The organism is Cedecea davisae (assembly GCF_044095835.1).
Lineage (GTDB): Bacteria > Pseudomonadota > Gammaproteobacteria > Enterobacterales > Enterobacteriaceae > Cedecea > Cedecea davisae.
The window spans coordinates 3,297,675-3,322,682 of record NZ_CP172054.1; the positions used below are offsets into that span (position 1 = coordinate 3,297,675).

General features: G+C 56.0%; 19 protein-coding genes. 7 read left to right on the forward strand and 12 right to left on the reverse strand.

The features are described from left to right. The first annotated feature begins 44 nt into the window (after nucleotides 1-44). Nucleotides 45-785, forward strand: a complete 741-nt coding sequence (gene pflA, locus ACG1VR_RS15745) for a pyruvate formate lyase 1-activating protein (RefSeq protein ID WP_016535613.1) — start codon at nucleotides 45-47, stop codon at nucleotides 783-785. Nucleotides 786-816: 31 nt separating this feature from the next. On the opposite strand, the gene ACG1VR_RS15750 is transcribed toward pflA, so the two are convergent. The 10 genes from ACG1VR_RS15750 to lrp form a co-directional block, all read right to left on the reverse strand. Further along, nucleotides 817-1,698 carry a LysR family transcriptional regulator gene (locus tag ACG1VR_RS15750; protein WP_172567942.1) on the reverse strand — a complete coding sequence of 294 codons (882 nt, stop codon included), beginning with the start codon at nucleotides 1,696-1,698 and terminating at the stop codon, nucleotides 817-819. Between the two features lie 95 nt (nucleotides 1,699-1,793). After that, nucleotides 1,794-2,942, reverse strand: a complete 1,149-nt coding sequence (locus ACG1VR_RS15755) for an MFS transporter (RefSeq protein WP_172567943.1) — start codon at nucleotides 2,940-2,942, stop codon at nucleotides 1,794-1,796. Nucleotides 2,943-3,238: 296 nt separating this feature from the next. Beyond that, entirely contained in the window at nucleotides 3,239-4,099 is an 861-nt protein-coding gene (locus tag ACG1VR_RS15760) for a dimethyl sulfoxide reductase anchor subunit family protein (protein ID WP_395489280.1), read from the reverse strand. Nucleotide 4,100: 1 nt separating this feature from the next. Continuing rightward, nucleotides 4,101-4,718: a DMSO/selenate family reductase complex B subunit gene (locus ACG1VR_RS15765; RefSeq protein WP_016535609.1), complete on the reverse strand. Its 618-nt coding sequence runs from the start codon at nucleotides 4,716-4,718 to the stop codon at nucleotides 4,101-4,103. Between the two features lie 10 nt (nucleotides 4,719-4,728). After that, entirely contained in the window at nucleotides 4,729-7,170 is a 2,442-nt protein-coding gene (gene dmsA / locus ACG1VR_RS15770) for a dimethylsulfoxide reductase subunit A (protein ID WP_395489281.1), read from the reverse strand. A gap of 347 nt (nucleotides 7,171-7,517) precedes the next feature. Continuing rightward, entirely contained in the window at nucleotides 7,518-8,810 is a 1,293-nt protein-coding gene (serS, locus tag ACG1VR_RS15775; RefSeq protein WP_016535607.1) for a serine--tRNA ligase, read from the reverse strand. A 94-nt stretch (nucleotides 8,811-8,904) separates the two neighbouring features. After that, nucleotides 8,905-10,248 (reverse strand): replication-associated recombination protein A, encoded by a 1,344-nt coding sequence (locus ACG1VR_RS15780; protein WP_039898039.1) that lies wholly within the window; start codon nucleotides 10,246-10,248, stop codon nucleotides 8,905-8,907. A gap of 8 nt (nucleotides 10,249-10,256) precedes the next feature. After that, nucleotides 10,257-10,868, reverse strand: coding sequence for an outer membrane lipoprotein chaperone LolA (lolA, locus tag ACG1VR_RS15785; protein WP_016535605.1), 612 nt, complete (start codon nucleotides 10,866-10,868; stop codon nucleotides 10,257-10,259). A 176-nt stretch (nucleotides 10,869-11,044) separates the two neighbouring features. Beyond that, nucleotides 11,045-14,779 carry a DNA translocase FtsK 4TM domain-containing protein gene (locus ACG1VR_RS15790; protein WP_395489282.1) on the reverse strand — a complete coding sequence of 1,245 codons (3,735 nt, stop codon included), beginning with the start codon at nucleotides 14,777-14,779 and terminating at the stop codon, nucleotides 11,045-11,047. A gap of 122 nt (nucleotides 14,780-14,901) precedes the next feature. Beyond that, nucleotides 14,902-15,396 carry a leucine-responsive transcriptional regulator Lrp gene (gene lrp / locus ACG1VR_RS15795; protein ID WP_000228469.1) on the reverse strand — a complete coding sequence of 165 codons (495 nt, stop codon included), beginning with the start codon at nucleotides 15,394-15,396 and terminating at the stop codon, nucleotides 14,902-14,904. Between the two features lie 492 nt (nucleotides 15,397-15,888). Between lrp and trxB the strand changes: the two genes are divergently transcribed. From trxB to infA, 5 genes are all read left to right on the forward strand, one after another. After that, nucleotides 15,889-16,857, forward strand: coding sequence for a thioredoxin-disulfide reductase (gene trxB, locus ACG1VR_RS15800; protein WP_016535603.1), 969 nt, complete (start codon nucleotides 15,889-15,891; stop codon nucleotides 16,855-16,857). A 113-nt stretch (nucleotides 16,858-16,970) separates the two neighbouring features. Continuing rightward, complete coding sequence (cydD, locus tag ACG1VR_RS15805; protein ID WP_172567946.1) at nucleotides 16,971-18,737, forward strand: cysteine/glutathione ABC transporter permease/ATP-binding protein CydD; 1,767 nt, start codon at nucleotides 16,971-16,973, stop codon at nucleotides 18,735-18,737. Beyond that, nucleotides 18,737-20,458 (forward strand): cysteine/glutathione ABC transporter ATP-binding protein/permease CydC, encoded by a 1,722-nt coding sequence (cydC, locus tag ACG1VR_RS15810; RefSeq protein ID WP_395489283.1) that lies wholly within the window; start codon nucleotides 18,737-18,739, stop codon nucleotides 20,456-20,458. Before cydD ends, cydC begins: the two co-directional genes overlap by 1 nt. Nucleotides 20,459-20,509: 51 nt before the next feature. Further along, a complete protein-coding gene (gene aat / locus ACG1VR_RS15815; protein ID WP_172567948.1) occupies nucleotides 20,510-21,205 on the forward strand; it encodes a leucyl/phenylalanyl-tRNA--protein transferase in 696 nt (231 codons plus the stop codon). Nucleotides 21,206-21,488: 283 nt separating this feature from the next. Next, entirely contained in the window at nucleotides 21,489-21,707 is a 219-nt protein-coding gene (gene infA, locus ACG1VR_RS15820) for a translation initiation factor IF-1 (RefSeq protein ID WP_002211347.1), read from the forward strand. Nucleotides 21,708-21,812: 105 nt separating this feature from the next. On the opposite strand, the gene clpA is transcribed toward infA, so the two are convergent. Together clpA and clpS are read right to left on the reverse strand one after the other, a co-directional pair. Further along, a complete protein-coding gene (clpA, locus tag ACG1VR_RS15825) occupies nucleotides 21,813-24,086 on the reverse strand; it encodes an ATP-dependent Clp protease ATP-binding subunit ClpA (RefSeq protein WP_016535599.1) in 2,274 nt (757 codons plus the stop codon). 28 nt (nucleotides 24,087-24,114) lie between these two features. After that, nucleotides 24,115-24,435, reverse strand: coding sequence for an ATP-dependent Clp protease adapter ClpS (clpS, locus tag ACG1VR_RS15830; protein WP_008461103.1), 321 nt, complete (start codon nucleotides 24,433-24,435; stop codon nucleotides 24,115-24,117). 322 nt (nucleotides 24,436-24,757) lie between these two features. Between clpS and cspD the strand changes: the two genes are divergently transcribed. Continuing rightward, nucleotides 24,758-24,985 carry a cold shock-like protein CspD gene (gene cspD, locus ACG1VR_RS15835; RefSeq protein WP_016535598.1) on the forward strand — a complete coding sequence of 76 codons (228 nt, stop codon included), beginning with the start codon at nucleotides 24,758-24,760 and terminating at the stop codon, nucleotides 24,983-24,985. The last annotated feature ends 23 nt before the right edge of the window (nucleotides 24,986-25,008 follow it).

Consider the following 25,008-nt stretch of genomic DNA (forward strand, 5'->3'; position numbering starts at 1 on the left):
CACCCACAGGCCCCGGATGGGCCACACCTGGAGAAATCACCGCAATGTCAGCAATCGGACGAATTCACTCTTTTGAATCCTGCGGAACCGTGGATGGCCCCGGTATTCGCTTCATTACCTTCTTCCAGGGCTGCCTGATGCGCTGCCTCTACTGCCACAACCGCGACACCTGGGATACCCACGGTGGCAAAGAGGTAACGGTAGATGACCTGATGAAGGAGGTGGTGACCTATCGCCACTTTATGAACGCATCCGGCGGCGGCGTGACCGCATCCGGCGGCGAAGCTATTCTGCAGGCCGAATTTGTGCGCGACTGGTTCCGCGCCTGCCGCAAAGAAGGCATTCATACCTGCCTGGACACCAACGGCTTTGTGCGTCGCTACGATCCGGTCATTGACGAGCTTCTTGAAGTTACCGACCTGGTCATGCTTGACCTGAAGCAGATGAATGACGAGATCCATCAAAACCTGGTTGGCGTGTCAAACCACCGCACGCTGGAGTTCGCGCAGTATCTGTCGAAAAAAGAGATCAAAGTGTGGATCCGCTACGTGGTTGTCCCGGGCTGGTCTGACGATGATGATTCTGCGCATCGCCTCGGTGAGTTCACGCGTGATATGGGCAACGTCGAGAAAATTGAGCTGCTGCCGTACCACGAGCTGGGCAAACACAAATGGGTTGCGATGGGCGAAGAATACAAACTGGACGGCGTTCACCCGCCGAAAAAAGAGACCATGGAGCGGGTGAAAGGCATCCTGGAGCAGTACGGCCATAAGGTCATGTACTAATTCAGACCGGGCGCTCTCGTTTACGGGAGCGCTATTGTGTCTGCCAGGCGGATTCAACTGCCGCTATCACCTTCTCCAGCTGGCTTTGGGCTATGTGCCCCGGCTTCCAGAGCGCCACCACAGGATGCATCAGCCCGCGATCCCCAATTTCCGTTTCCAGCCGTTCGATTCCCGGCCAGTTTTCTACCCCAAAATGCAGCGGCAGAAAGGCCCACCCTTCCCCGGCGCACAGCCGCTTCTCCAGCAGGGTCAGCTCATTCACCCGTATTACCCGGTCGGCAATCTGGATGCGCTGTGCCAGCGAGTCCGGCATCTCGCGGAAGGGAACCAGCTGCGTACCGGCTGCGAGGTGTAAAAGAGAGACAGGTTTGCCCGGGAAAAGCCCTCTCTTCGCCCAGACCGCAAGCTCCAGGCTGCCCACGGCGCGCCACTGCAGATGAGTATTAACCGAACGATTGAGCGCCTGAAAAATACCAATATGCGCTTTACCTTCGTCGAGCCATCGCTCGGCATCGGCGCGCTCGCACAGTAATAAATCGAGGGTGATTTGCTCTTGAGCCAGCCGCTCAACCAGGCGGAGTAAAAATTCACGAGGAGTCAAAGGGTCGTAACACAGGGTCAGGCGGGTCTCAATTTGCCCCGGCATCTGGCGTGCGACTTCGGAAAACGCCCGTGCTTCATGGAGAAACAGCCGAGCCTGGCGATAAAGTAACTTTCCAGGTTCAGTTAAGGTCAGAGGGCGGGTTGCGCGATCGAACAGCGTGTAGCCGAGATCGATTTCGAGGTAGTCCAGAAGCTGGCTGACCGTTGTCCGGTCTTTTTTCAGCTTTTTAGCGGCCTTCGTCAAGGTGCCACATTCGCAGACGCAGGCAAAAGCTTCTATTTGCGCCAGCGTAAAGTTTACCGAATCCATCGCTTCCCCTTTTTATGTACCGGGGTATCTTCCCATAGATCGCTACGTATTCCGATAAAGGAATACGCAGCGGGAAAAGCGACGGGAGCTCAGACTCAGGCGTGAGCCACCGGAGTCGGGTGCTGACCTGCCTTGCGCAGGAGCATCATCAGGTAAACAAACGATACGGCGGCCATCATGATAAACAGCACGTTATCGGAGTAGTTTTGCATCAGCAGGGCGGTCACCGTTGGCCCAATCAGGCTGCCGATGGTGTAGCTAAGCAGCAGCGCCTGGTTCATCGCCACCAGCTGATGGCGCTCAACTCGCTCGCAGGCCCAGGCCATCGCAACCGGGTAAAGCGTAAAGCCGAAAGCGCCCAGCACAAACAGCGCTGGCCCCATTGCCGCATTGCTTAACATGGCGAGGCAGCCGAGGATAACGACAAAGACCTGCACGCGCAGCACCAGCAGGCGGCCATATTTATCCGCCAGGCGCCCCATCGGCCACTGGCCGACAATACCGGCACTAATCATCACCGCCATCCAGAAACCAATTCCGGAGTCGCTAACGCCCTGGTGATTGAGGTACAGCGGCATCAGGCCATACAGTGAGCCCAGGACAATGCCGGACATAATGCAGCCGTTGATACCAAGCCGGGCCTGTCGCAGGCGCAGCATCGGCCACACCGGAGTATTTTCACGGTGCTCATCGCCGTCGCTCACGATATGAGTAAACAGCAGCGGCAGAATGGCCGCCAGCACCAGAGCGGTTGCCCACGGCAGGACGCTCATCAGCTCGGTAGACAGCTTGCTGACCATCAATTGCCCAACGACCATGCCGATATAATAAACCGTCATGTAAGCGGCCAGCAGGCGGCCACGGTTGCGGGAGGTGCCGCTGCACATCAGCGCGCTCTCAACCACGACCCAAATCATTGCGCAGCCAACCCCGGCGATAAAACGCCAGATCATCCAGCTCCAGAATCCCACCATCAGCCCGAGGCCAACGCAGCCGACGGCAAAGATAAACGAAGCCATGTAGTAGCTGCGATTGAAGCCGTGGCGCTTAATCACCCATCCCGTAATCAACGTCCCGACCAGGTTACCGGAGAAGTAGGCCGAGCCGACCATGCCGACCTGCCAGGTAGGAAGATTATCGTGAGCCAGCCAAAGCGGGACGAGCGTGTTTAAAACCGCCATCGCCAGAGTCAGCAGCAGTAACCCGCAAAGCAGCAGCAATACGGGACGGGTATAGATGGTCATGGGTGTAAAACCGTGAGGGAATAAGGAAATTTGTGCGCATCATGCCACCGGCAAATTGATTGTCAATCCAGCAATAATGGGGGGTACAGCAGTTTTTGGGCCCGACGATTTGAAAAACTTATCCTGCTATTAAGTGACAGAGGTCACGTAAAATGTATCTCTCTGTTTTTGATGCGATATAGCGAAAATTCACCTCCTGCGAACAAAGAAAAATTTCATGGATCTTCAGGTGAAATTTTCTTATGCGAAAGGGATAAAAAACGCGCCCTGAGGCGCGTTTATAACCGGATGAAATGTTAACTCGCGATAGCCATACCAACGGTCATATGCAGCCCGTAGAATACGCCGCGACCGATAAGCTCACCGGCCAGCACTAACAGCATCGCCAGCGTTAAAAGCGCCACGCCCGGCTGACGCCCCTTTAACTGCGGGGCAACCCAGCAGACCAGAGCGACAACCAGCAGCCCCATGCGCCAGGCCATCAACGACCCATACTGCGGCACCAGCGCCGAAGCCTGCTGAATAGAGCTGTGCAGCGTTGCCAGCTCCATCCCCTGCATCAGCACCACAACCATGCTCACCAGCAGCGCAATTAGCGTGACTACCGGCAGGACTCGCATCGCCCAGCCGTTAACACCCGCCGCACGCAGCAGCAGGTAGCCGAGCAGCGGGCCGCCAATAAACATCGTCAGGAAGAAGCTCAGCGGCGTCCAGATGCTGAACCAGGTTGGTACCGTGTCAATCAGGTAGACGCGGCTCATCATCCAGACAAAAACTACGCCGAGAATCATCGTGACCAGCGCCCAGGCTTTTCCCAGCGCCTGCGGCATCTTCCCCAGCACCGTTAGCAGCCACCAAAAACCGCCCACGGCAAAGAACACCGAGCCGCTCGCAATCTCATTACTGAGCGAAGAACTGCCTATGCGGTTAAGCGAATTGAAAGCACGCAGCGGCGAGCCAAGGTGCAGCACCGAAGCCACAAAGCCGATGCCCATCAGCACCCAAAGCACCACCATCGCCAGTTCCGCACGTTTACGGGTTGCTTTGTCGTCCACGCCGTACAGCAGAGCCAGTGCCATAACGATAAAACCACCCGCGACGCACTGCCCCAGCACGGTAAAGATCATTAGCGGCCATTCATGCCATCCGTTTCCCATCTCACACCTCCTTCGGGTTGGCCAGATAACCGCTGGTATCCCCACTTGGGCGGCTGTTGGCGTTAGGTTTGATAACGATATTCGGCTTCGTGAAGTGCGAAGCAGGCAGCGGCGCAATGGCCGCCTGAGTGCCGTATTTCTTACGCAGTTCGTCAATCGGAGCCAGGTCCAGCGCGCGCAGCGGGCAGGATTCAACACAGACCGGTTTTTTACCCTCCGCAACCCGCTCGTAGCAGCCGTCACACTTGGTCATGTGACCTTTCTCTTCGTTGTACTGCGGTGCCCCGTATGGGCAGGCCATATGGCAGTAGCGGCAGCCAATGCACACCTCTTCGTTGACCACCACAAAACCGTCTTCACGCTTGTGCATCGCACCGCTCGGGCAAACTTTAGTGCAGGCCGGATCCTCGCAGTGGTTACACGAGATGGAGAGGTAGTAAGCGAAGACATCCTGATGGTAGACGCCGTTATCTTCCTGCCAGTTACCGCCCGCGTATTCATAAATGCGCCGGAAGCTGACTTCCGGCGTTAAGTTCTTGTAATCCTTACAGGCCAGCTCACAGGTTTTGCACCCGGTGCAGCGGCTGGAGTCGATATAAAATCCGTATTGGGTTGTCATTTACTGCTCCTTACGCCTTCTCAACCTGAACCAGGTTACTGTGGGATGGGTTGCCTTTTGCCAGCGGTGACGGGCGCTGAGTGGTCAGCACGTTGATGCTGCCTGCCCTGTCCACGCCGTTCGCGTCCGGGCTATACCAGGCCCCTTCTCCAAGGGCGACCACGCCCGGAATGATGCGCGGGGTTACTTTGGCATTAATACGCACTTCGCCGCGGCCGTTAAAGATACGCACCATGTCGCCGTTGGCGATGCCGCGCTGTTTTGCATCCAGCGGGTTAATCCACATCTCCTGGCGGCAGGCGGCTTTAAGCACGTCAACGTTGCCATAAGTGGAGTGTGCGCGGGCCTTATAGTGGAAGCCGGTCATTTGCAGCGGCCACTTTTCGGCCAGAGGATCGCCAACGTTTTCAAAACCGGGGCTGTAAACGGGCAGCGGATCGATAACGTCACCTTCCGGCAGCTCCCAGGTGGCGGCAATTTGTGCCAGCTCGGCCGAATAGATCTCAATTTTCCCCGAAGGCGTGCTTAACGGATTGGCGTGCGGATCTTCACGGAACGCCTTATAGGCGACGTGGTGACCTTCCGGATCGCGTTTTTTGAACATACCCAGCTGGCGGAATTCATCAAACTCAGGCAGCTCAGGAATAGCCTGACGGGATTGAGCATACAGATGGCGCATCCAGCCTTCCTGGGTGCGGCCTTCGGTAAATTGCTGTTCAACTCCCATGCGCTTCGCCAGCTCGCTGGTCATTTCATAGATGGTTTTGCATTCAAAGCGTGGTTTGATCGCCTGTTCGGCAAAAATAACGTACGCCATGTTGCCGCAGGAGGCGTCGAGGCAAAAATCCATCTGCTCGGAGGCTGTACAGTCCGGCAGCAGAATATCCGCATACTTCGCCGAAGAGGTCATGTGGTTGTCGATGACCACAATCATTTCGCACTTCTTGTCGTCCTGCAGAATGTCGTGGGTACGGTTGATCTGGGAGTGTTGGTTAATCAGGCAGTTGCCGGCATAGTTCCAGATCATTTTGATCGGCACATCCAGCTTGTCTTTGCCGCGCACGCCGTCCCGGGTCGCCGTCATCTCCGCGCCGCGCTCGATTGCGTCGGTCCACATAAACATCGAGATGCTGGTTTGTACCGGGTTTTCCAGCGTTGGCATTCTGACAAATGGCAGACTGTAAGAGCCTTCACGCGCCCCGCTGTTGCCGCCGTGAATACCGACGTTGCCGGTGAGAATAGAAAGCATGGCTATAGCGCGGGAAACCAGCTCCCCGTTGGAATGGCGCTGCGGCCCCCAGCCCTGGCTAATAAAAGCGGGTTTCGCGCTGCCGATTTCCCTGGCCAGCTTCACAATGCGATCGACAGGGATGCCGGTAATCTGCGAGGCCCACTGCGGCGTTTTGGCGATGCCGTCCGCACCCTGCCCCAAAATATAGGCTTTATAGTGGCCATTGCGCGGCGCACCGGCGGGCAGCGTTTTTTCGTCGTAGCCTACGCAGTATTTGTCGAGAAACGCCTGGTCAACCAGGTTCTCATCGATCATGACCCACGCCAGGGCAGAGATCAGCGCCGCATCGGTACCCGGACGGATCGGGATCCACTCATCTTCACGCCCCGCGCCGGTGTCGGTGTAGCGCGGATCGATAATAATCATGCGCGCGTTGGATTTCTGGCGAGCCTCTTCAAGGTAGTAAGTGACGCCGCCGCCGCTCATGCGCGTTTCGCCCGGGTTATTGCCGAACAGCACCACCAGCTTGCTGTTTTCAATATCGGACGGGCTGTTGCCGTCCGCCCAGCCGCCATAGGTGTAATTCAGCCCGGCGGCTATCTGTGCCGTAGAATAATCACCATAGTGGTTCAGGTAGCCGCCGCAGCAGTTCATCATGCGGGCAATCAGCGTTGAACCGGGTGGCCACGAGCGCGTCATCGTGCCGCCCAGCGTACCCGTGCCGTAGTTCAGGTATATGGCTTCGTTGCCGTACTCTTTAATGATGCCTTTCATGCTGTCGGCAATCGTGTTGAATGCTTCATCCCAGCTTATACGCTCGAATTTCCCTTCACCGCGCGCGCCCACGCGCTTCATCGGATACTTCAGGCGGTCGGCATTGTAGACGCGGCGGCGCATCGAGCGACCGCGCAGGCAGGCACGAACCTGATGCAGCCCTTCATAGTCGTCATTGCCGGTGTTATCGGTTTCCACATATTTGATTTCGCCATCCACAACGTGCATACGCAGCGGGCAGCGGCTGCCGCAGTTGACCGTACAGGCGCTCCAGACAACTTTCTCAGCGCCAGCGGAATTTGCGGGCTGAGCCGCAAATGCAAGCCGGGAAAAGGGAAGCGAAAAGGCGCTACTTGCAGCAGCTAAACCACCGATTGCCGTGGTTTTGACCAGCTTACGACGGCTGACCTCTGCCGCGAGGATCGCGTTAGGGGTTTTATCAGTCATAGGGACCTACTTGTTTTGCTCACAGTTGGAATAAGCCAGCAGCGGTCACGCGGGGCTGAATGCCCGCATTCCGTTGCGCAGCCAAAACGTGAAAGGGATGTCCGATTAGAGTGTTATGTTGTGGATTGGCCTGGCCGCGTTACGCCTTGTAAAGCACGGCCGCCAAATGATGATTAGGTTAAAGTTTTAATTGAACTACCATCACCCGCTTTCGGGGAGCCATATTACTTCTTTGGGAGTAGGGGTTATTGTCTGGTATCAAGAAAGGCAGGAATGGCGCGGAGCGTGGGGATTATTCAGCAATAAAAAAGCGCCCGCAGGCGCTTTTAAAGCAGGGAAAACGGCGATTAACCGATGAATTCCAGGCCTTTCATATACGGACGCAGCACTTCCGGCACTTCAATACGGCCATCAGCCTGCTGGTAGTTTTCCAGCACCGCAACCAGGGTACGCCCCACCGCCAGGCCGGAGCCGTTCAGGGTGTGCACCAGACGGGTTTTCTTATCCGTTTTATTACGGCAGCGAGCCTGTAAGCGACGCGCCTGGAAATCCCACATGTTTGAACAAGATGAGATTTCACGATAGGTATTCTGCGCCGGCAGCCAGACTTCCAGATCGTAGGTTTTAGCTGAACCAAAACCAATGTCGCCGCTGCACAGCAGCACCTTGCGATACGGCAGATTCAACAGTTGAAGAACTTTTTCCGCATGTGCGGTCAGCTCTTCTAACGCATCCATCGAGTCTTCCGGGCGAACGATCTGCACCATTTCAACTTTATCGAACTGGTGCTGACGGATCAGACCACGCGTATCGCGGCCGTAGGAACCCGCTTCTGAGCGGAAACACGGCGTATGCGCGGTCATTTTCAGCGGCAGAGAATCTTCGTCGAGGATCTCATCGCGCACCAGGTTAGTCAGCGGCACTTCTGCGGTTGGGATCAGCGCGTAGTTGCTGCTGTCAGCTTCTTCGTCCAGCGGGCGAGTATGGAACAGGTCACCGCCGAACTTCGGCAGCTGGCCGGTGCCGTACAGCGTATCCTGGTTAACCAGGTACGGGACGTAGTTTTCGCTGTAACCGTGCTGCTCGGTATGCAGATCCAGCATAAACTGGCTAAGAGCGCGGTGCAGGCGAGCAATCTGACCCTGCATCACGACAAAGCGTGAGCCGGTCAATTTTACCGCAGCGGCAAAGTCCAGGCCTTTAGCCATTTCGCCCAGCGTAACGTGGTCGCGCACTTCAAAATCAAACTTGCGCGGCTCGCCCCAGCGGCTAATTTCAACGTTTTCGCTGTCGTCTTTGCCCAAAGGCACGCAGTCGTCAGGAATGTTTGGCAGGGTCAGCGCGATATCGCGGATTTCAGCCAGCAGAGCATCAAGCTCGTTTTTCGCTGCATCCAGCTCTTCGCCCAGCTGGTTAACCTGCAAACGCAGCGGCTCAATGTCTTCTCCGCGCGCTTTCGCCTGGCCGATGGATTTCGATCGCGAGTTACGTTCAGCCTGCAGATTTTCCGTTTTGACCTGCAATACTTTACGACGCTCTTCCAGAGAGCGCAGCGTTTCTACATCCAGCTTAAAGCCCCGGCGTGCCAGTTTTTCAGCGACTGCGTCTGGCTCTGTACGCAGCAGATTGGGATCGAGCATGCTTATCCTGTGCTTATCGAATTGAATTTATAGGGAGTGCGGCCACAGCCTGCGGCCGCTATGTAGTCTTGCTAACCTTACCGCAACGCCTGCATTAGCGGTAGCGTTTTGTGGGGCTTTTCTGATCCTGCTCGGTAAGCCAGGCTAGCTTTTCGCCAATCTTGCCTTCAAGACCTCTGTTGGTCGGCCGATAATAGCGAGTTTGTGCCATTTCAGGCGGGAAATACTCTTCCCCGGCGGCGTAGGCGTTGGGTTCGTCGTGTGCGTAACGATACTCCTGGCCGTAACCCATTTCCTTCATCAGCCTGGTTGGCGCATTACGCAAATGAACCGGCACGTCGAAGTCCGGGCGTTCGCGGGCATCGCTCATCGCCGCCTTGAACGCGGTGTAAACGGCATTACTTTTCGGCGCGCAGGCCAGATAAACAATCGCCTGGGCAATGGCTCTCTCGCCTTCCGCCGGGCCTACACGGGTAAAGCAATCCCAGGCGGCGATGGCAACCTGCATGCCGCGTGGGTCGGCATTCCCAACGTCTTCCGAAGCTATCGCCAGCAGCCGACGCGCAACGTAGAGCGGATCGCCCCCGGCGGTAATAATGCGGGCGTACCAGTAAAGCGCCGCATCCGGCGAAGAGCCACGAATGGATTTATGTACGGCGGAGATCAGGTCGTAAAAACGGTCGCCTTTATTGTCAAAACGAGCGCTACGTTCCCCGGCGATTTCCGTCAGCAGTTCAGGCTGTAACACCCGCTGGCCGCCGCCATCAATTTCGGCCATATCGGCCATCATTTCCAGGGTGTTAAGCGCCCGACGCGCGTCGCCGTTAACCAGTTCGGCAATGGCTTTTCGGGTTTCGTCAGGCAGCACGATATTTTGCCCGCCGTAGCCGCGTTCTTTGTCGCTCATCGCCTGAGTGAGCACTTGCTCAATGTCTTCGACGGTCAGCGACTTGAGTAAATAAACTCGGGCGCGGGACAGCAGAGCCGAATTAAGCTCAAACGACGGGTTTTCAGTCGTCGCCCCGATAAACGTAATAGTGCCGTCTTCGATATGCGGCAGGAACGCGTCCTGCTGGCTTTTGTTGAAGCGATGGACTTCATCGACAAACAGGATGGTGCGGCGACCGGCATTGCGGTTCTGACGTGCGCGCTCGATGGCTTCGCGGATCTCTTTCACGCCGGAGGTGACCGCCGAAATACGTTCGACGTCGGCATTTGCATAGCGAGCAATCACTTCGGCAAGGGTGGTTTTGCCGGTGCCGGGCGGCCCCCAGAGGATCATCGAATGCAGGTGGCCTGCTTCAATGGCCCGGGGCAGCGGTTTACCGGCGGCCAGCAGGTGCTGCTGGCCAATATACTGCTCCAGATTTTCTGGCCGCATACGGGCGGCCAGAGGCTGGAAGGTATTATCAGAAAAATCGAGCGACAGATTGCTCACTCAGGCCTCTACTTACGTTGGTCGTCCACCGTTACGCCTTTAGGCGGGGTGAAAGTAAACTTACCGGCATCCACTGAGCCGTTCTGCTGCGCTTTCAGCGTATAGCTGCTGCGCTGGTCATCCTGCTCAACCGCGCTGAACTGATGGATGGTGCCATCGCTGCCAACGTTGATGGTGAACTGCTTCAGGTTGCCGGAACTGCTTTTCGGGGTCAGCACAAAATCATCCCCGCTCTGCTTGATATTGTATTGCTTCCAGTCGCTGGACTGGTTGCGCGCAATCAGCATAAACGGCGTGTTGCTGGTCGCATCTTTCAGCCAGGTTGCCGTAACTTGCTCAACGAACGGATTATAGAACCACAGGGTTTTGCCGTCGGAAACCAGAATACTTTCATCCGGCTGGGTCATATGCCAGTTGAACAGGTTCGGGCGTTTAACCCATAAATCGCCCTGGCCTTCCTGCACCGCAGCGCCGCTGCCGTCGGTCACTTTCTGCGTGAAGCTGGCGTGGAAGCTGCCCACTTTACCGAGGCGGCCCTGCAAATCCCCGGCGGCATCAGCCCAGGCTCCGGTTGTAGTCATCGCGGTTAACAGCGCACAGGCAATTACGATTTTTTTCATTATGTTCCCTCTGGATTCATTGACCACCTGACGATGGCGCTTCTGCTGCTCACTGTAGTGAAGTCTTTGGCTACCGCAACAGAAGAATAAGCTGATTTTCCGGTAATTTACCCATCTTTGCAAAAAGAGCCGCGTGTGCGGCTCTTTATCACTCGGTGGATTCGCGCTCGCCCGGATTACTCAAACTGAGGCGGCGCAAGAACCTCGCGGTTACCGTTATGCCCCTGCGGACTAACGATGCCCTGGTTCTCCATCTGCTCGACAATTCTTGCAGCACGGTTATAGCCGATGCGGAACTGACGCTGAACGCCGGAGATGGAAGCTTTACGCTTCTCAACCACAAATGCCACAGCCTGGTCGAACAGCGGATCCAGCTCTTCGTCGCCGTCTAAGCCACCGCCGCTGCCGTCGCCGCTGCCCTCATCGTCCGTAATGCCGGTGATGTACTGCGGACGACCGCGCGCTTTCCAGTCCTGAACCACAGCATGAACTTCTTCATCCCGGACAAAGGCACCGTGCACGCGCACAGGCGTAGTGGAGTTTGGCGCAGAATAAAGCATATCCCCCATACCAAGCAGCGACTCAGCGCCGCCCTGGTCAAGGATGGTACGCGAGTCAATTTTACTCGATACCGTAAACGCGATGCGCGTCGGGATGTTGGCTTTTATCAGGCCGGTAATAACGTCGACCGACGGACGCTGGGTTGCCAGCACCAGGTGAATACCGGCCGCACGCGCTTTCTGCGCCAGGCGGGCAATCAGCTCTTCAACTTTTTTACCTACCGTCATCATCAGGTCGGCAAATTCATCCACCAGCACCACGATATAAGGAAGTTTCTCGAGCATCGGGTGCGCGACTTCCATGCTGTCGCCCGGTTTCCAGAACGGGTCCGGAATTGGGCGGCCCATGCGTTCGGCTTCCATCACTCGTTCGTTGTACCCCGCAAGGTTACGCACGCCGAGGGCTGACATCAGCTTATAGCGACGCTCCATCTCGTTAACGCTCCAGCGCAGCGCATTAGCGGCATCCTTCATATCCGTGACCACTTCGGTCAGCAGATGCGGGATACCTTCATACACCGACAGCTCAAGCATTTTCGGGTCGATCATGATGAAGCGAACTTCTTCCGGCGTCGCCTTATACAACATGCTGATGATCATAGCGTTTACGCCAACCGATTTACCGGAACCGGTTGTACCTGCCACCAGCAGATGCGGCATTTTTGCCAAATCGGCAACCACCGGCTCACCGCCGATGTCTTTGCCCAGCACGACCGTGAGCGGCGAGCTGTTATCGCGGAATTTCGCGCAATCGAGCACTTCACGTAGGTACACGGTCTGGCGCTTTTTATTCGGCAGCTCAAGGCCCACGTAAGGTTTGCCCGGAATTACCTCAACCACGCGCACCGCCACGGTTGACAGGGAACGAGCGAGATCGCGGGACAGGTTAGAAATACGTGCGGCTTTTACGCCCGGAGCCAGGTCGAGTTCAAAACGGGTGATAACCGGGCCTGGAGAGTAATCCACAACGTCGGCTTTGATGCGGTAATCCGCCAGACGAGCTTCAACCAGGCGCGCCATTTGCTCCATTGCGAAGGTGTCTACCGGCTCAACCTCGGTCGGAGGCGAAGTCAGCAGATCCAGCGACGGCAGCGGCGTTGTTGGCTTTTGCAGCGGACGATCGTCGCCGTTACGCATCAGGAACGGATGGATCAGGCTCTCTTTTGGCTGCTGCGGTGCAGCCTGCTGTACCGCTGGCTGATGCTGCGCGGCCTGAGCATATTGCTCCTGCTGCGGTGCAGTTTGATAACTCTGAGGCTGTTGCTGCGGGGCGGGCTCCACGCTCGGCATAAACAACGGCTCGCTCGGGGTATCGTCCACCAGCTCTTTCAGCGATGACTGGAAATCAAAATCATCGAGCGAGAACGGAGATGCATTCTGCTGCTGCGGCTCGGAATAACGCTGCTGTTGCTGGGCGGCGAACTGACGTGCCAGCTCGGCTTGTTCCGCCGCGGCCTGGTCTTCTTCAGACCAGCTTTCTTCTTCGTACTCTTCGCCATAGCGCTGATGCTGCTGAGCGGCAAACTGGCGGGCCAGTTCGTGTTGCTGGAGCGCATCATTTTCATCGCCATACTCATCTTCAGGCTGCTGAAGTTCCGCCTGGCGAGCCTGTTCCTCGGCCATACGCTGCGAAGGCAGCTTGATGCCGTAGGAGGCCAGTTCACGACGAGTTGGCACCCGCACGCGGTTAGGGCGCGGCAGCTGCGGGCCGATGCCCTCTTTAACCTGAGGACGCGGAGCATCTCCGGCAATACTGAATATCGGCGTAAACGCGGCGGCAGTTGCGGCAGCTTTGACGCCCTGCTGAATGCCAGAAGCGATTTGTGTGACGTCCACCGCCGGGATCTCTGGCGCCGTAAATGGAGCAGAAACCGGAGAGGTAAACGGTTCTGGTGCCGGAGTAGAAACCGGCGGCTCAGCCGGGGCAACTTTGGCTGGTTGAGCCGGAGCATAGTTATACGGGTCGGGCTTCGGATCGTTAACCGGTTGATACCACGCCGCCAGCTGCTCGCGTTCGCGGGCGCGCTTCTCTTCCACTTCTTCGAAGTGGTACATCGGCGGACGAACGTATTTTACCTCTTCCGGCGGTTCCGGCTGAGGCTCAACAACCGCAGGCTCAACGGGCTCTGACCAGCTCTGGGTGCTCTCATGCGGCACCTGCTGCTGGACATTGGCCGGGCGCGGAGAGAGATAACCTTCCGGCGCGGGGGCAATCACAGGCTCCGGCGTGACCGGAGTAGGCGCAGGCTCCCATGCAATAGCCGGTGCGGCAGGTTCCGATTCGGCTACCGGAGCCGGGGTCGATACCGGCGGCATAGGGGCAACGGGCGGAACCGGTGCGGCCCAGGCCTGGCTGGCAACCGTCATCGCAGCAGCGGCTGCAACGGGCTCAACCGCAGAATGCCCGCTAAACAGCGGATCGTACTCTTGCTCCTGCTCTAATGTTGCTTTATTGCCGGAGAACAGAACATCGCCAGGATCGGCTTCAACACCACGGGCGCTGAACAACACATCATCTTCTTCGTCATCCATTCGCTTACCGGAGAACAGCGCCGCATCAGTTTTACGGCCGTTAGGGTTAGCAAATTTCTGCGACAGACGCTGTTTACGCGCCAGCGCACCGCGAAGAATACGCGCGCGGCGTGATTCACGTTTTTCTGGTGATGCGTGAGGCTGTTGATCGTATTGCTCTTCTTCTTCGTACTCATCCTCATCCTGCCAGGTGTTATCCCGACGGGTGCGGTTGCTGGCGAAGGTCAGAACAGTGAGTACCGCACCGCCAAGCTTCTCGGCAATACCTACCCACGACCAGCCGGTGAACAGCGTCAGCCCGGCAGCCCAAACGCAAAGCAGCGCAATAGTTCCGCCGCTGCTGTTAAGCAGCGGCATCATTGCGGTACTGAGCAAGCTACCCAGCACGCCGCCTGAGGCAAAGTACCAGATATCGTCCGCGTTAATCGCCGCCAGCCCGCATGAGGTCAGCACCATAGCAAGCACGCCGATGAGGCGCAGCGACACGGCAAAATAGTCGATGAACTCTTCACTGTCGCGTTGACGCCAGGTAAACCAGCAGGCACCGATGATAATCACCGGAATGGTGTAGGCCATTACGCCAAAAATGAAGAACAGCGTATCCGCTAACCACGCTCCCGGCGCGCCACCCAAATTATGGATAGGTTCGTGCCACGCGGTTTGGGACCAGCTTGGATCTGATGGGTTGAAACTCAACAAGGCTACCATCAAGTAGATGGCAAATAAGGCAACAAGAATCAGCAACGCCTCCAGTAAACGGCGCCCGCTGCTGAGTTTCCTCAATGTTACTTCTTTATCTTCGGTATATTCCTGGCTCAAGAAAGGCTCTCCAGGTGTCCTTAAACGCAATGGAGACAACAGCACCGGCGCTAACCGGAACTGTTGCTGTATGGATTCCCAGGAGTGTAACCAAAATACGCCAATTTTGCACCTGGCCCGTATTAACGGGTCTTAATGACCAAACGATTACTCTGTTTGACCTCTTCCATGACCACATAAGTACGGGTGTCGTTAACGCCCGGCAGACGCAGCAGGGTCTCGCCTAAGAGTTTACGGTACGCCGACATATCCGGTACGCGTGTTTTCAACAGGTAGTCGAAATCACCGGATACGAGGTGACACTCTTGAATTTCTTCAAGTTTTTGCACTGCGGCGTTAAATTGCTCAAACACATCTGGTGCGCCACGATTCAGAGTAATCTCAACAAATACCAGTAATGAGGCATCCAGATAATGCGGGTTCAACAGCGCCGTATAGCCCTGAATAAAACCCTGACGTTCCAGACGACGTACGCGCTCAAGGCACGGCGTCGGCGAAAGCCCAACACGCTTGGAAAGCTCAACGTTAGAAATGCGCCCATCCTTTTGCAATTCGTTGAGAATGTTGCGATCGATACGGTCGAGATCTTTGCCCGGGCGCTTCTTGCTATCTACCATTATTATAGTCTCTCTCTATTCCTTCCTTCACCTGCCATAACCCTGATGACGTCACTGTTCAGGGTGTACGTGAGAAGACCGATGCCTTACGGCCGCTATCGACATCACGTATAACGTCTGTCCACGTTATGCGTAAATTTCAATAACTCGGTAAATTTGCATCAGGTTGTGCAAAAGCATGAGGCTTGCTCAACACTAAATGTTTTTCTTCCTCGAATGTTTTCGCAAATGCTTAGGGGATTGTCAAAGCAAAACATCTATTTTTAGTGGAACGTGCCAGATATTCCTTCTGGCTGATGATTATTCATCATTTTCGCCCCGTGATTATCCCTCCATTACAATGATTTTTTATGCAGTCTGTGGGTCATATTCATTACGCTTATAGGCAACGACGATGACACACATCGTTAACAACATCGCTGCACTCTTTTTTTAACGCAGCGAATTCCCTACAATCAGCCTCATTGTCAGTAAACGTTCAATGAGGATCTCATGGGCACAGCTAAACACAGTAAGCTGCTTATTCTTGGCTCCGGCCCTGCGGGCTATACCGCGGCGGTCTACGCTGCACGCGCCAACTTAAAACCGGTTCTGATTACCGGAATGGAAAAAGGCGGTCAGCTGACCACCACCACCGAAGTCGAAAACTGGCCTGGCGATCCTAACGACCTGACCGGTCCGCTGCTGATGGAACGTATGCACGAGCACGCGGCCAAGTTTGAAACCGAAATTCTCTTCGACCACATCACCAGCGTTGATTTGCAGAACCGTCCGTTCCGCCTGGTAGGCGACAGCGGGGAATACACCTGCGACGCGCTGATCGTTGCCACCGGAGCTTCCGCTCGCTATCTGGGGCTGCCGTCCGAAGAGGCGTTCAAAGGCCGCGGCGTTTCCGCCTGCGCAACCTGCGACGGTTTCTTCTACCGCAACCAGAAAGTCGCGGTTATCGGCGGCGGCAACACGGCGGTTGAAGAAGCGCTGTACCTGGCCAACATTGCCTCCGAAGTCCACCTGATTCACCGTCGCGATAGCTTCCGTGCCGAGAAAATCCTGATCAAACGTCTGATGGATAAAGTGGAAAACGGCAATATCGTGCTGCACACCCACCGCACGCTGGAAGAAGTAACAGGCGATCAGATGGGCGTGAGCGGCCTGCGCCTGCGCGACACGCAAAACACCGATATTGTTGAAGAGCTGGAAGTGGCCGGCCTGTTTGTGGCTATCGGCCACAGCCCAAACACCGCTATCTTCAACGGCCAGCTGGAACTGGAAAACGGCTATATTAAAGTTCAGTCCGGCATCCACGGTAACGCGACCCAAACCAGCATCCCTGGCGTATTCGCCGCCGGTGACGTTATGGACCATATTTACCGCCAGGCTATCACCTCCGCCGGCACCGGCTGTATGGCCGCGCTGGACGCAGAACGCTACCTCGACGGTTTAGCCGAACAGAGTAAATAGTTTAAAGATGTTAAAAAAGGCGGCCTGACTGGTCGCCTTTCTTCTTCCTGCCATGTAACATTGCCAGTCAAAATTGCCTGAGAATTCCTCCTTCTACCAGCATCTGGCGCGCAATGAATAAAACCCGTGAACAAGAACTTAGCCTCTGGCTAAAGCAGCAAAGCTTTATCTCTCGCCGCTGGCTTGGGCTCTCACGCCTGCTTGGCCTGATAAGCGGCTTATTGATTGTCGCCCAGGCCTGGGTGCTTGCCCGCATTTTGCAGCATATGATCATGGAGAATATTCCGCGTGAAGCGCTGCTGATACCGTTTATTCTGCTGGTGCTGGTGTTCATTCTGCGCGCCTGGATAGTCTGGCTGCGGGAAAAGGTGGGGTTCCATGCCGGGCTGCATATTCGCCAGGAAATCCGTCGCCAGGTCCTCGACCGGCTCCATCAGGCCGGGCCTGCGTGGATTCAGGGTAAACCCGTCGGCAGCTGGGCTACGCTGGTGCTCGAGCAAATCGAAGATATGCACGACTACTACGCGCGCTATCTCCCACAAATGTCGCTCGCGGTGATGGTCCCGCTGCTGATTATCATTGCCATCTTCCCGATAAACTGGGCGGCGGCGCTGATTTTGCTCGTCACTGCTCCGCTGATCCCGCTGTTTATGGCGCTGGTTGGTATGGGCGCTGCGGATGCCAACCGCCGCAATTTCCAGGCACTGGCGCGTCTTAGCGGCCACTTTCTCGATCGCCTTCGCGGTATGGAAACGCTGCGCGTATTTAACCGCGGCGCGGCGGAAACTGAAAACATTAGGGCAGCAAGCCAGGACTTCCGCCAGCGTACGATGGAAGTTTTGCGCATGGCTTTCCTCTCCTCCGGCGTGCTGGAATTCTTTGCTTCACTCTCTATCGCCGTGGTCGCGGTTTACTTCGGCTTCTCTTATCTTGGCGAACTCAATTTCGGCCATTATGGCACCGGCGTTACGCTGTTTGCCGGTTTCCTGGCGCTGATTCTTGCTCCAGAATTTTTCCAGCCTCTGCGTGATATGGGGACTTTCTATCACGCAAAAGCGCAGGCCGTTGGCGCGGCAGACACGCTGACCACTTTCCTCAACTCGCCGCTACAGCATCCCGAGCAGGGCACCGGTCAGCTCTCCGGCAGCGGTCCGTTTGCCATTGAAGCTCGCGAGCTGACCATTCTTTCCGCTGAAGGCAAAGTGCTGGCAGGCCCGCTGAACTTTTCTTTACCTGCCGGGCAGCGCGTGGTGCTGGTTGGGCAGAGCGGCGCGGGCAAAAGCTCGCTGCTTAACGTGATTTCCGGCTTCCTGCCTTATCAGGGCCAGTTGCTGATAAACGGCGTAGAACTGGCTCAGCTTTCTCCAGACTGGTGGCGTGAGCAGCTAAGCTGGGTCGGGCAGAACCCTCAGCTACCGGCAGCCACTCTGCGCGACAACGTATTATTAGGCTCGCCCGGTGCAGACGAATCCCGCCTGAAAGCCGCGCTGGATAAAGCCTCGGTTAGCGAATTCCTGCCGTTATTGCCTCAGGGGTTAGATACCCCTCTGGGTGATCAGTCAACGCGCTTATCCGTGGGCCAGGCCCAGCGTGTGGCGGTTGCCCGGGCGCTGATTGCTCCGTGCGGCGTATTGCTGCTTGACGAGCCGGGGGCAAGCCTCGACGCACATAGCGAGCAGCGGGTGATGGAAGCACTTACCGAAGCCTCACGCCAGCAAACCACGCTGATGGTCACCCATCAGCTGGATTATATCGGCGACTGGGATCAAATTTGGGTAATGCGTGACGGGCAAATCGTCCAGCAAGGAACCTATGCCGGGCTATCCGCTCAGGATGGGCCGTTCGCCGGGTTACTGGCAAACCGTCAGGAGGAAATCTAATGCGCGCCCTGCTGCCTTATCTGGCGCTTTATCGCCGCCATAAATGGTTACTTTCTTTAGGTGTTGTTCTCGCGATTATTACCCTGCTCGCGAGTATCGGCCTGTTGACGCTTTCAGGCTGGTTCCTCTCTGCCTCTGCGGTGGTTGGCGTGGCCGGGCTTTACAGCTTCAACTATATGCTGCCCGCAGCGGGCGTCCGCGGCGCGGCCATTACCCGCACCGCTGGTCGCTATTTTGAGCGACTGGTCAGCCACGACGCCACGTTCCGCGTGCTCCAGCACCTGCGTGTTTCAACTTTCAGCAAGCTGCTGCCGCTCTCCCCTGCCGGACTGGCTCGCTTCCGCCAGGGCGAGTTGCTGAACCGCATGGTGGCGGACGTCGATACCCTCGACCATCTTTACCTCCGGGTTATTTCTCCTTTGATCGGCGCTTTTGTCGTGATTCTGGTGGTGACCTTTGGTCTGAGCTTCCTGGATGTCACTCTGGCCTTAACGCTCGGCGCCATTCTGCTCGCGACCCTGTTTCTGCTTCCGCCGCTGTTCTACCGCGCAGGAAAGCCTGCCGGTGAGGCCCTGACCGCACAGCGCGGCAATTACCGCCAACAGCTGACTGCCTGGCTGCAAGGTCACGCCGAGCTCACTATTTTTGGTGCCGCCGCCCGCGCCCGCGAACAGCTGGACGCCACGGAAAACGGCTGGCAGGAAGCGCAGCGCCGCCAGGCAGGCCTCACCGCGCTGTCTCAGGCGGTAATGTTGCTGATTAGCGGCGTGGCGGTGATCGCCATGCTGTGGATGGCCTCTGCGGGCGTGGGTGAAAGCCAGTCGCCGGGAGCGCTTATCGCCCTGTTTGTGTTTTGTGCCCTGGCGGCATTTGAAGCCATGGCACCGGTTACCGGCGCTTTTCAACATCTTGGGCAGGTTATCGCTTCGGCGCTGCGCGTAACTCAAATTACCAGCCAGGCTCCGGAAGTCGTATTCCCGGCAGCTCAGCAGCAGGTACAAACCCGGGTAGCGCTGGAAATCAGCGGCCTTAGCTTCACTTATCCAGGCCAGGTACAAACGGCGCTGAAAGACGTTTCCTTATCCGTACGGGCGGGGCAGCGCCTGGCTATTCTGGGCCGCACCGGCTGCGGGAAATCGACCCTTCTACAGCTGCTTACCCGCGCGTGGGATGCGCAGCAGGGTGAGATCCGGCTTAACGGTATCGCTATCAAAGAATTCGACGAAGCCAGCCTGCGGGCGGCTACCAGCGTCGTTCCACAGCGAGTCCATCTGTTCAGCGCTACGCTGCGTGATAATCTGCTGTTGGCGTCCCCGGACGCGAGCGATGAACAGCTGAGCGCGGCACTCCAACAGGTAGGTTTGGGCAAATTACTGGAAGATGGCGGGCTGAATAGCTGGCTGGGTGAAGGCGGCCGGCAGCTGTCCGGCGGCGAGCTACGCCGCATGGCGATTGCGCGTGCAATTCTGCATAATGCACCGCTGATGTTGCTGGATGAGCCAACCGAAGGTCTTGATGCCGAAACCGAACGGCAAATCCTTGATTTACTGGCTGAAGTGACAAAAAACAAAACCGTTCTTATGGTGACCCACCGGTTACGCGGTTTGAACGCTTTTGACAGCATAATTGTGATGGACAACGGGCAAATTATTGAGCAAGGTAGTCACGCCGAATTGATGGCGTCCGGCGGGCGTTATTATCAATTCCGCCAGCGCCTGTAAGCGTTATACATAGACTATTATCAATTTATTATTCGCCTGGAGTTGTTCGTCATGCGCCTGGTGCAACTGTCTCGTGACTCGATTGCCTTTCCCTCGCCGGAAGGGGCGTTACGTGAACCCAATGGCTTATTGGCGCTGGGGGGCGATCTCGGCCCCGCACGCCTTTTAATGGCCTATCAGCGCGGCATTTTCCCGTGGTTCTCTCCCGGCGATCCTATTCTATGGTGGTCACCGGATCCTCGCGCCGTACTGTACCCGGAGCAGTTTCATCTCAGCCGCAGCATGAAACGCTTTCATCGCACCTCGCCTTATTCCGTCACGCTCAACCACGCTTTTGAGCGCGTACTTTACGGCTGTGCGAGCGACAGAAGCGAAGGAACCTGGATCACCGCCGAAATTGTAGAAGCCTATCTGCGCCTGCACGAACTTGGGCATGCCCACTCTATTGAGGTCTGGGAAAGCGGCGAGCTGGTTGGCGGCATGTACGGCGTCGCTCAGGGCGCGCTGTTTTGCGGTGAATCGATGTTCAGCCGTCGGGTTAATGCGTCTAAAACCGCCCTGCTGGTCTTCTGCCAGCATTTCCTGCGCCACGGCGGAAAACTTATTGATTGCCAGGTACTTAACGAGCACACTGCTTCGCTTGGCGTGCAGGAGATACCGCGCCGGGACTATCTTCAGGCGCTGGCTGAATTACGCCCTCAACATTTGAGCAGCCACTGCTGGGTTCCCCAAAAACTCGGTGAATAATGTTTACGGCACATTTTATGTGAGGGTGTTATAATTAGCGCCGCAAAGTGGCTTTTGCCTGCTACCCCGCCTCGTTTGGGATTTATTGTTCAAGGGAATGCCCCACCGTTTATCTCTTCGCGCACTACATCGCAGACGTCGCCGTGCGACAAGCAGGGAGCGGGCGGGTAATAAGCAAAATGCACTTTCACTGGTGATTTCACCAACAATTCTTTACATGATAAGCGAACTTCGGCATTATCTTGCCGGTTCAAACTACGGTAGTGATACCCCAGAGGATTAGATGGCCAAAGAAGACAATATTGAAATGCAGGGTACCGTACTGGATACGTTACCTAACACCATGTTCCGCGTTGAGCTGGAAAACGGGCACGTGGTAACCGCTCATATCTCCGGTAAAATGCGTAAAAACTATATCCGCATTCTGACGGGCGACAAAGTCACCGTTGAGTTGACCCCGTACGACCTGAGCAAAGGCCGCATTGTCTTCCGTAGCCGTTGATAGTTTTTATTCCGCGGCCTGAAAGCAGGCGGCGTTGAGTGTGAATATGTGAATAATAGAAAGGCCGGGCATTGCCCGGCCTTTTTTATGCCCGTAAAACGGCGCTTAGTGCGCCGCCTCCGGCTTGTGCTTCTGGGCACTGGCGAAATTAAAGGTCAGCTGCTGCTGCTCTTTATCCAGCGCAACGGTCACCTGCCCACCGTCAACAAGGCTGCCAAACAGCAGTTCGTTGGCGAGCGGTTTTTTCAGGCTGTCCTGAATGACGCGAGCCATTGGGCGAGCGCCCATCGCACGGTCATAACCCTTATCTGCCAGCCAGTCGCGCGCTTCCTGGCTAACTTCCAGCGACACGCCTTTCTGATCCAATTGCACCTGAAGCTCGACGATAAACTTATCAACAACCTGGTGAATAACCTCCGTGGAGAGGTGGTTGAACCAAATAATATTGTCGAGACGGTTGCGGAATTCCGGCGTAAAGATCTTCTTGATCTCTTCCATCGCATCGGTGCTGTTGTCCTGACGGATAAGCCCGATGGATTTACGCTCGGTTTCACGCACCCCGGCGTTAGTAGTCATAACCAGAATCACGTTACGGAAGTCCGCTTTGCGGCCGTTGTTATCGGTCAGCGTGCCGTTGTCCATGACCTGCAACAGCAGGTTAAAGACGTCCGGGTGCGCTTTTTCAATCTCATCGAGCAGCAGCACCGCGTGCGGATGTTTAATCACCGCGTCGGTCAGCAGCCCGCCCTGATCGAAGCCCACATAGCCCGGAGGCGCACCAATCAGGCGGCTTACGGTGTGGCGTTCCATATACTCGGACATATCAAACCGCAGCAGCTCGATGCCGAGGGACTTCGCAAGCTGAACCGTGACCTCGGTTTTCCCGACCCCGGTTGGCCCGGCAAACAGGAAGGAACCGACAGGCTTATGATCCTGCCCCAAACCGGCGCGGCTCATTTTGATGGCTTCGGTCAGCGCTTCAATCGCCTTATCCTGGCCGAACACCAGCATTTTCAGGCGGTCGCCAAGGCTTTTCAGCGTATCACGATCGCTCGCCGAGACGCTTTTCTCCGGGATGCGGGCAATGCGCGCTACCACGGTTTCGATATCCGCAACGTTGACGGTTTTCTTGCGTTTGCTCACCGGCATCAGGCGGCTACGCGCCCCGGCTTCGTCAATAACATCTATCGCTTTGTCCGGCAGATGCCTGTCGTTAATGTATTTCACCGCCAGCTCAACCGCCGCGCGAATGGCCTTCGCGGTATAGCGCACATCGTGGTGAGCTTCGTATTTGGTCTTCAGGCCGTTGATTATCTGCACGGTCTCTTCGACGCTTGGCTCAGTAATATCAATCTTCTGGAAACGGCGCGCCAGGGCGCGGTCTTTTTCGAAGATATTGCTGAATTCCTGATAAGTCGTTGAGCCGATAACACGAATTTTACCGCCGGAGAGCAGCGGCTTAATCAGGTTCGCAGCATCAACCTGCCCGCCGGACGCGGCACCTGCGCCGATGATGGTATGAATTTCATCGATAAACAGAATGCTGTTTTTATCCTGCTCTAGCTGTTTCAGCAGCGCCTTGAAGCGTTTTTCAAAATCACCGCGGTATTTGGTTCCGGCCAGCAGTGAGCCAATGTCCAGAGAGTAAATGGTGCAGTCGGCCATCACTTCCGGCACGTCGCCCTGCACAATACGCCACGCCAGCCCTTCGGCGATGGCGGTCTTGCCCACGCCGGACTCACCCACCAGCAGCGGGTTGTTTTTACGGCGACGGCACAGAACCTGGATGGCACGCTCCAGCTCTTTATCACGGCCAATCAGCGGATCAATTCCGCCAACGCGCGCAAGCTGGTTAAGATTGGTGGTGAAGTTTTCCATACGTTCCTCCCCGCCTGCTTGCTCTTCGTTGACCGGATTTTCAGAACCCGATGACTGATTTGGTTCGTCTTTACGCGTGCCGTGAGAGATGAAATTAACCACGTCGAGGCGGCTGACTTCATGTTTGCGCAGCAGATAGGCCGCCTGGGATTCCTGTTCGCTAAAGATAGCGACCAGCACGTTGGCGCCGGTGACCTCACTGCGCCCGGAGGACTGTACGTGGAACACCGCTCTTTGCAGCACGCGCTGGAAGCTGAGCGTCGGCTGAGTGTCGCGCTCTTCAACACTTGCCGGCAGGACCGGTGTAGTTTGTTCGATGAAGGCTTCGAGTTCCTGTCGCAGCGCCACCATATCCACAGAACACGCTTCCAGCGCTTCGCGGGCAGATGGGTTACTGAGCAACGCCAGTAACAGATGCTCGACGGTCATAAACTCATGTCGGTGCTCGCGCGCTCTGGCGAAAGCCATGTTTAAACTGAGTTCCAGTTCTTGATTGAGCATAGGCACCTCCCCCAAATTATTGGCCTGGTCAGGCTTTTTCTAGCGTACACAGCAACGGGTACTCGTTCTCCCTTGCATACTGGTTCACCAACGCTACTTTGGTTTCCGCTACCTCTGCGGTAAAGATGCCACAGATAGCTTTGCCCTGATAGTGAACCGTGAGCATCAATTGCGTGGCACGTTCAACATCATAAGAAAAGAACTTTTGCAGTACGTCAATAACAAATTCCATTGGCGTGTAGTCATCGTTCATCAGTATAACTTTATACATGGATGGCGGTTTTAGCGTTTCGCGCAGTTTATCCGCTGCCATTTGGTCAAAGTCCAACCAGTCGTTCGTCTTACCCATTGCGATTTATCATCGTTTGTTAAAGCCTAACGCACCGTCAGGCCAGGCCTTAGATTGAGTGTAATACGTTTTTAGCAAACGCATTCCCTGGTATTGGTTGCTGCCATTTCCCGCCGCTCGCGAGCCACGTCACATTAATGAAAATAGCGTTAACTGCTTCAAATTTTTGACTCATTGTTGCCGTCCCTACCCCGCCCGACGCTTGACGCAGTGTTTAAAATATCTACATTGTAGCGGGGTGAGTTGGCGAGGTTTTGAACAGCCCGCCCTTACCCACCGGTTGATTCCATCTCACTATTAGAGTTACGAAGGATGTCGAAGCATGGAGACGGGTACTGTTAAATGGTTCAATAACGCCAAAGGGTTCGGTTTCATCTGCCCCGAAGGCGGCGGCGAAGATATCTTCGCTCACTACTCCACCATTCAGATGGACGGATACAGAACGCTTAAAGCCGGGCAAGTTGTCAGGTTTGATGTACATCAGGGACCTAAAGGCAATCATGCCAGCCTGATCCTTCCTCAGGAAGCCGAAGCGGAAGCGGTCGCGTAACCCCTTGAGTAATTGTGTACATC

Excerpts from the sequence above, each read along its gene's own strand:
- pflA (WP_016535613.1), top strand. The coding sequence starts at position 45 with ATGTCAGCAATCGGACGAATTCACTCTTTTGAATCCTGCGGAACCGTG.
- ACG1VR_RS15750 (WP_172567942.1), bottom strand. The coding sequence starts at position 1,698 with ATGGATTCGGTAAACTTTACGCTGGCGCAAATAGAAGCTTTTGCCTGC.
- ACG1VR_RS15755 (WP_172567943.1), bottom strand. The coding sequence starts at position 2,942 with ATGACCATCTATACCCGTCCCGTATTGCTGCTGCTTTGCGGGTTACTG.
- ACG1VR_RS15760 (WP_395489280.1), bottom strand. The coding sequence starts at position 4,099 with ATGGGAAACGGATGGCATGAATGGCCGCTAATGATCTTTACCGTGCTG.
- ACG1VR_RS15765 (WP_016535609.1), bottom strand. The coding sequence starts at position 4,718 with ATGACAACCCAATACGGATTTTATATCGACTCCAGCCGCTGCACCGGG.
- dmsA (WP_395489281.1), bottom strand. The coding sequence starts at position 7,170 with ATGACTGATAAAACCCCTAACGCGATCCTCGCGGCAGAGGTCAGCCGT.
- serS (WP_016535607.1), bottom strand. The coding sequence starts at position 8,810 with ATGCTCGATCCCAATCTGCTGCGTACAGAGCCAGACGCAGTCGCTGAA.
- lolA (WP_016535605.1), bottom strand. The coding sequence starts at position 10,868 with ATGAAAAAAATCGTAATTGCCTGTGCGCTGTTAACCGCGATGACTACA.
- lrp (WP_000228469.1), bottom strand. The coding sequence starts at position 15,396 with ATGGTAGATAGCAAGAAGCGCCCGGGCAAAGATCTCGACCGTATCGAT.
- trxB (WP_016535603.1), top strand. The coding sequence starts at position 15,889 with ATGGGCACAGCTAAACACAGTAAGCTGCTTATTCTTGGCTCCGGCCCT.
- cydD (WP_172567946.1), top strand. The coding sequence starts at position 16,971 with ATGAATAAAACCCGTGAACAAGAACTTAGCCTCTGGCTAAAGCAGCAA.
- cydC (WP_395489283.1), top strand. The coding sequence starts at position 18,737 with ATGCGCGCCCTGCTGCCTTATCTGGCGCTTTATCGCCGCCATAAATGG.
- aat (WP_172567948.1), top strand. The coding sequence starts at position 20,510 with ATGCGCCTGGTGCAACTGTCTCGTGACTCGATTGCCTTTCCCTCGCCG.
- infA (WP_002211347.1), top strand. The coding sequence starts at position 21,489 with ATGGCCAAAGAAGACAATATTGAAATGCAGGGTACCGTACTGGATACG.
- clpA (WP_016535599.1), bottom strand. The coding sequence starts at position 24,086 with ATGCTCAATCAAGAACTGGAACTCAGTTTAAACATGGCTTTCGCCAGA.
- clpS (WP_008461103.1), bottom strand. The coding sequence starts at position 24,435 with ATGGGTAAGACGAACGACTGGTTGGACTTTGACCAAATGGCAGCGGAT.
- cspD (WP_016535598.1), top strand. The coding sequence starts at position 24,758 with ATGGAGACGGGTACTGTTAAATGGTTCAATAACGCCAAAGGGTTCGGT.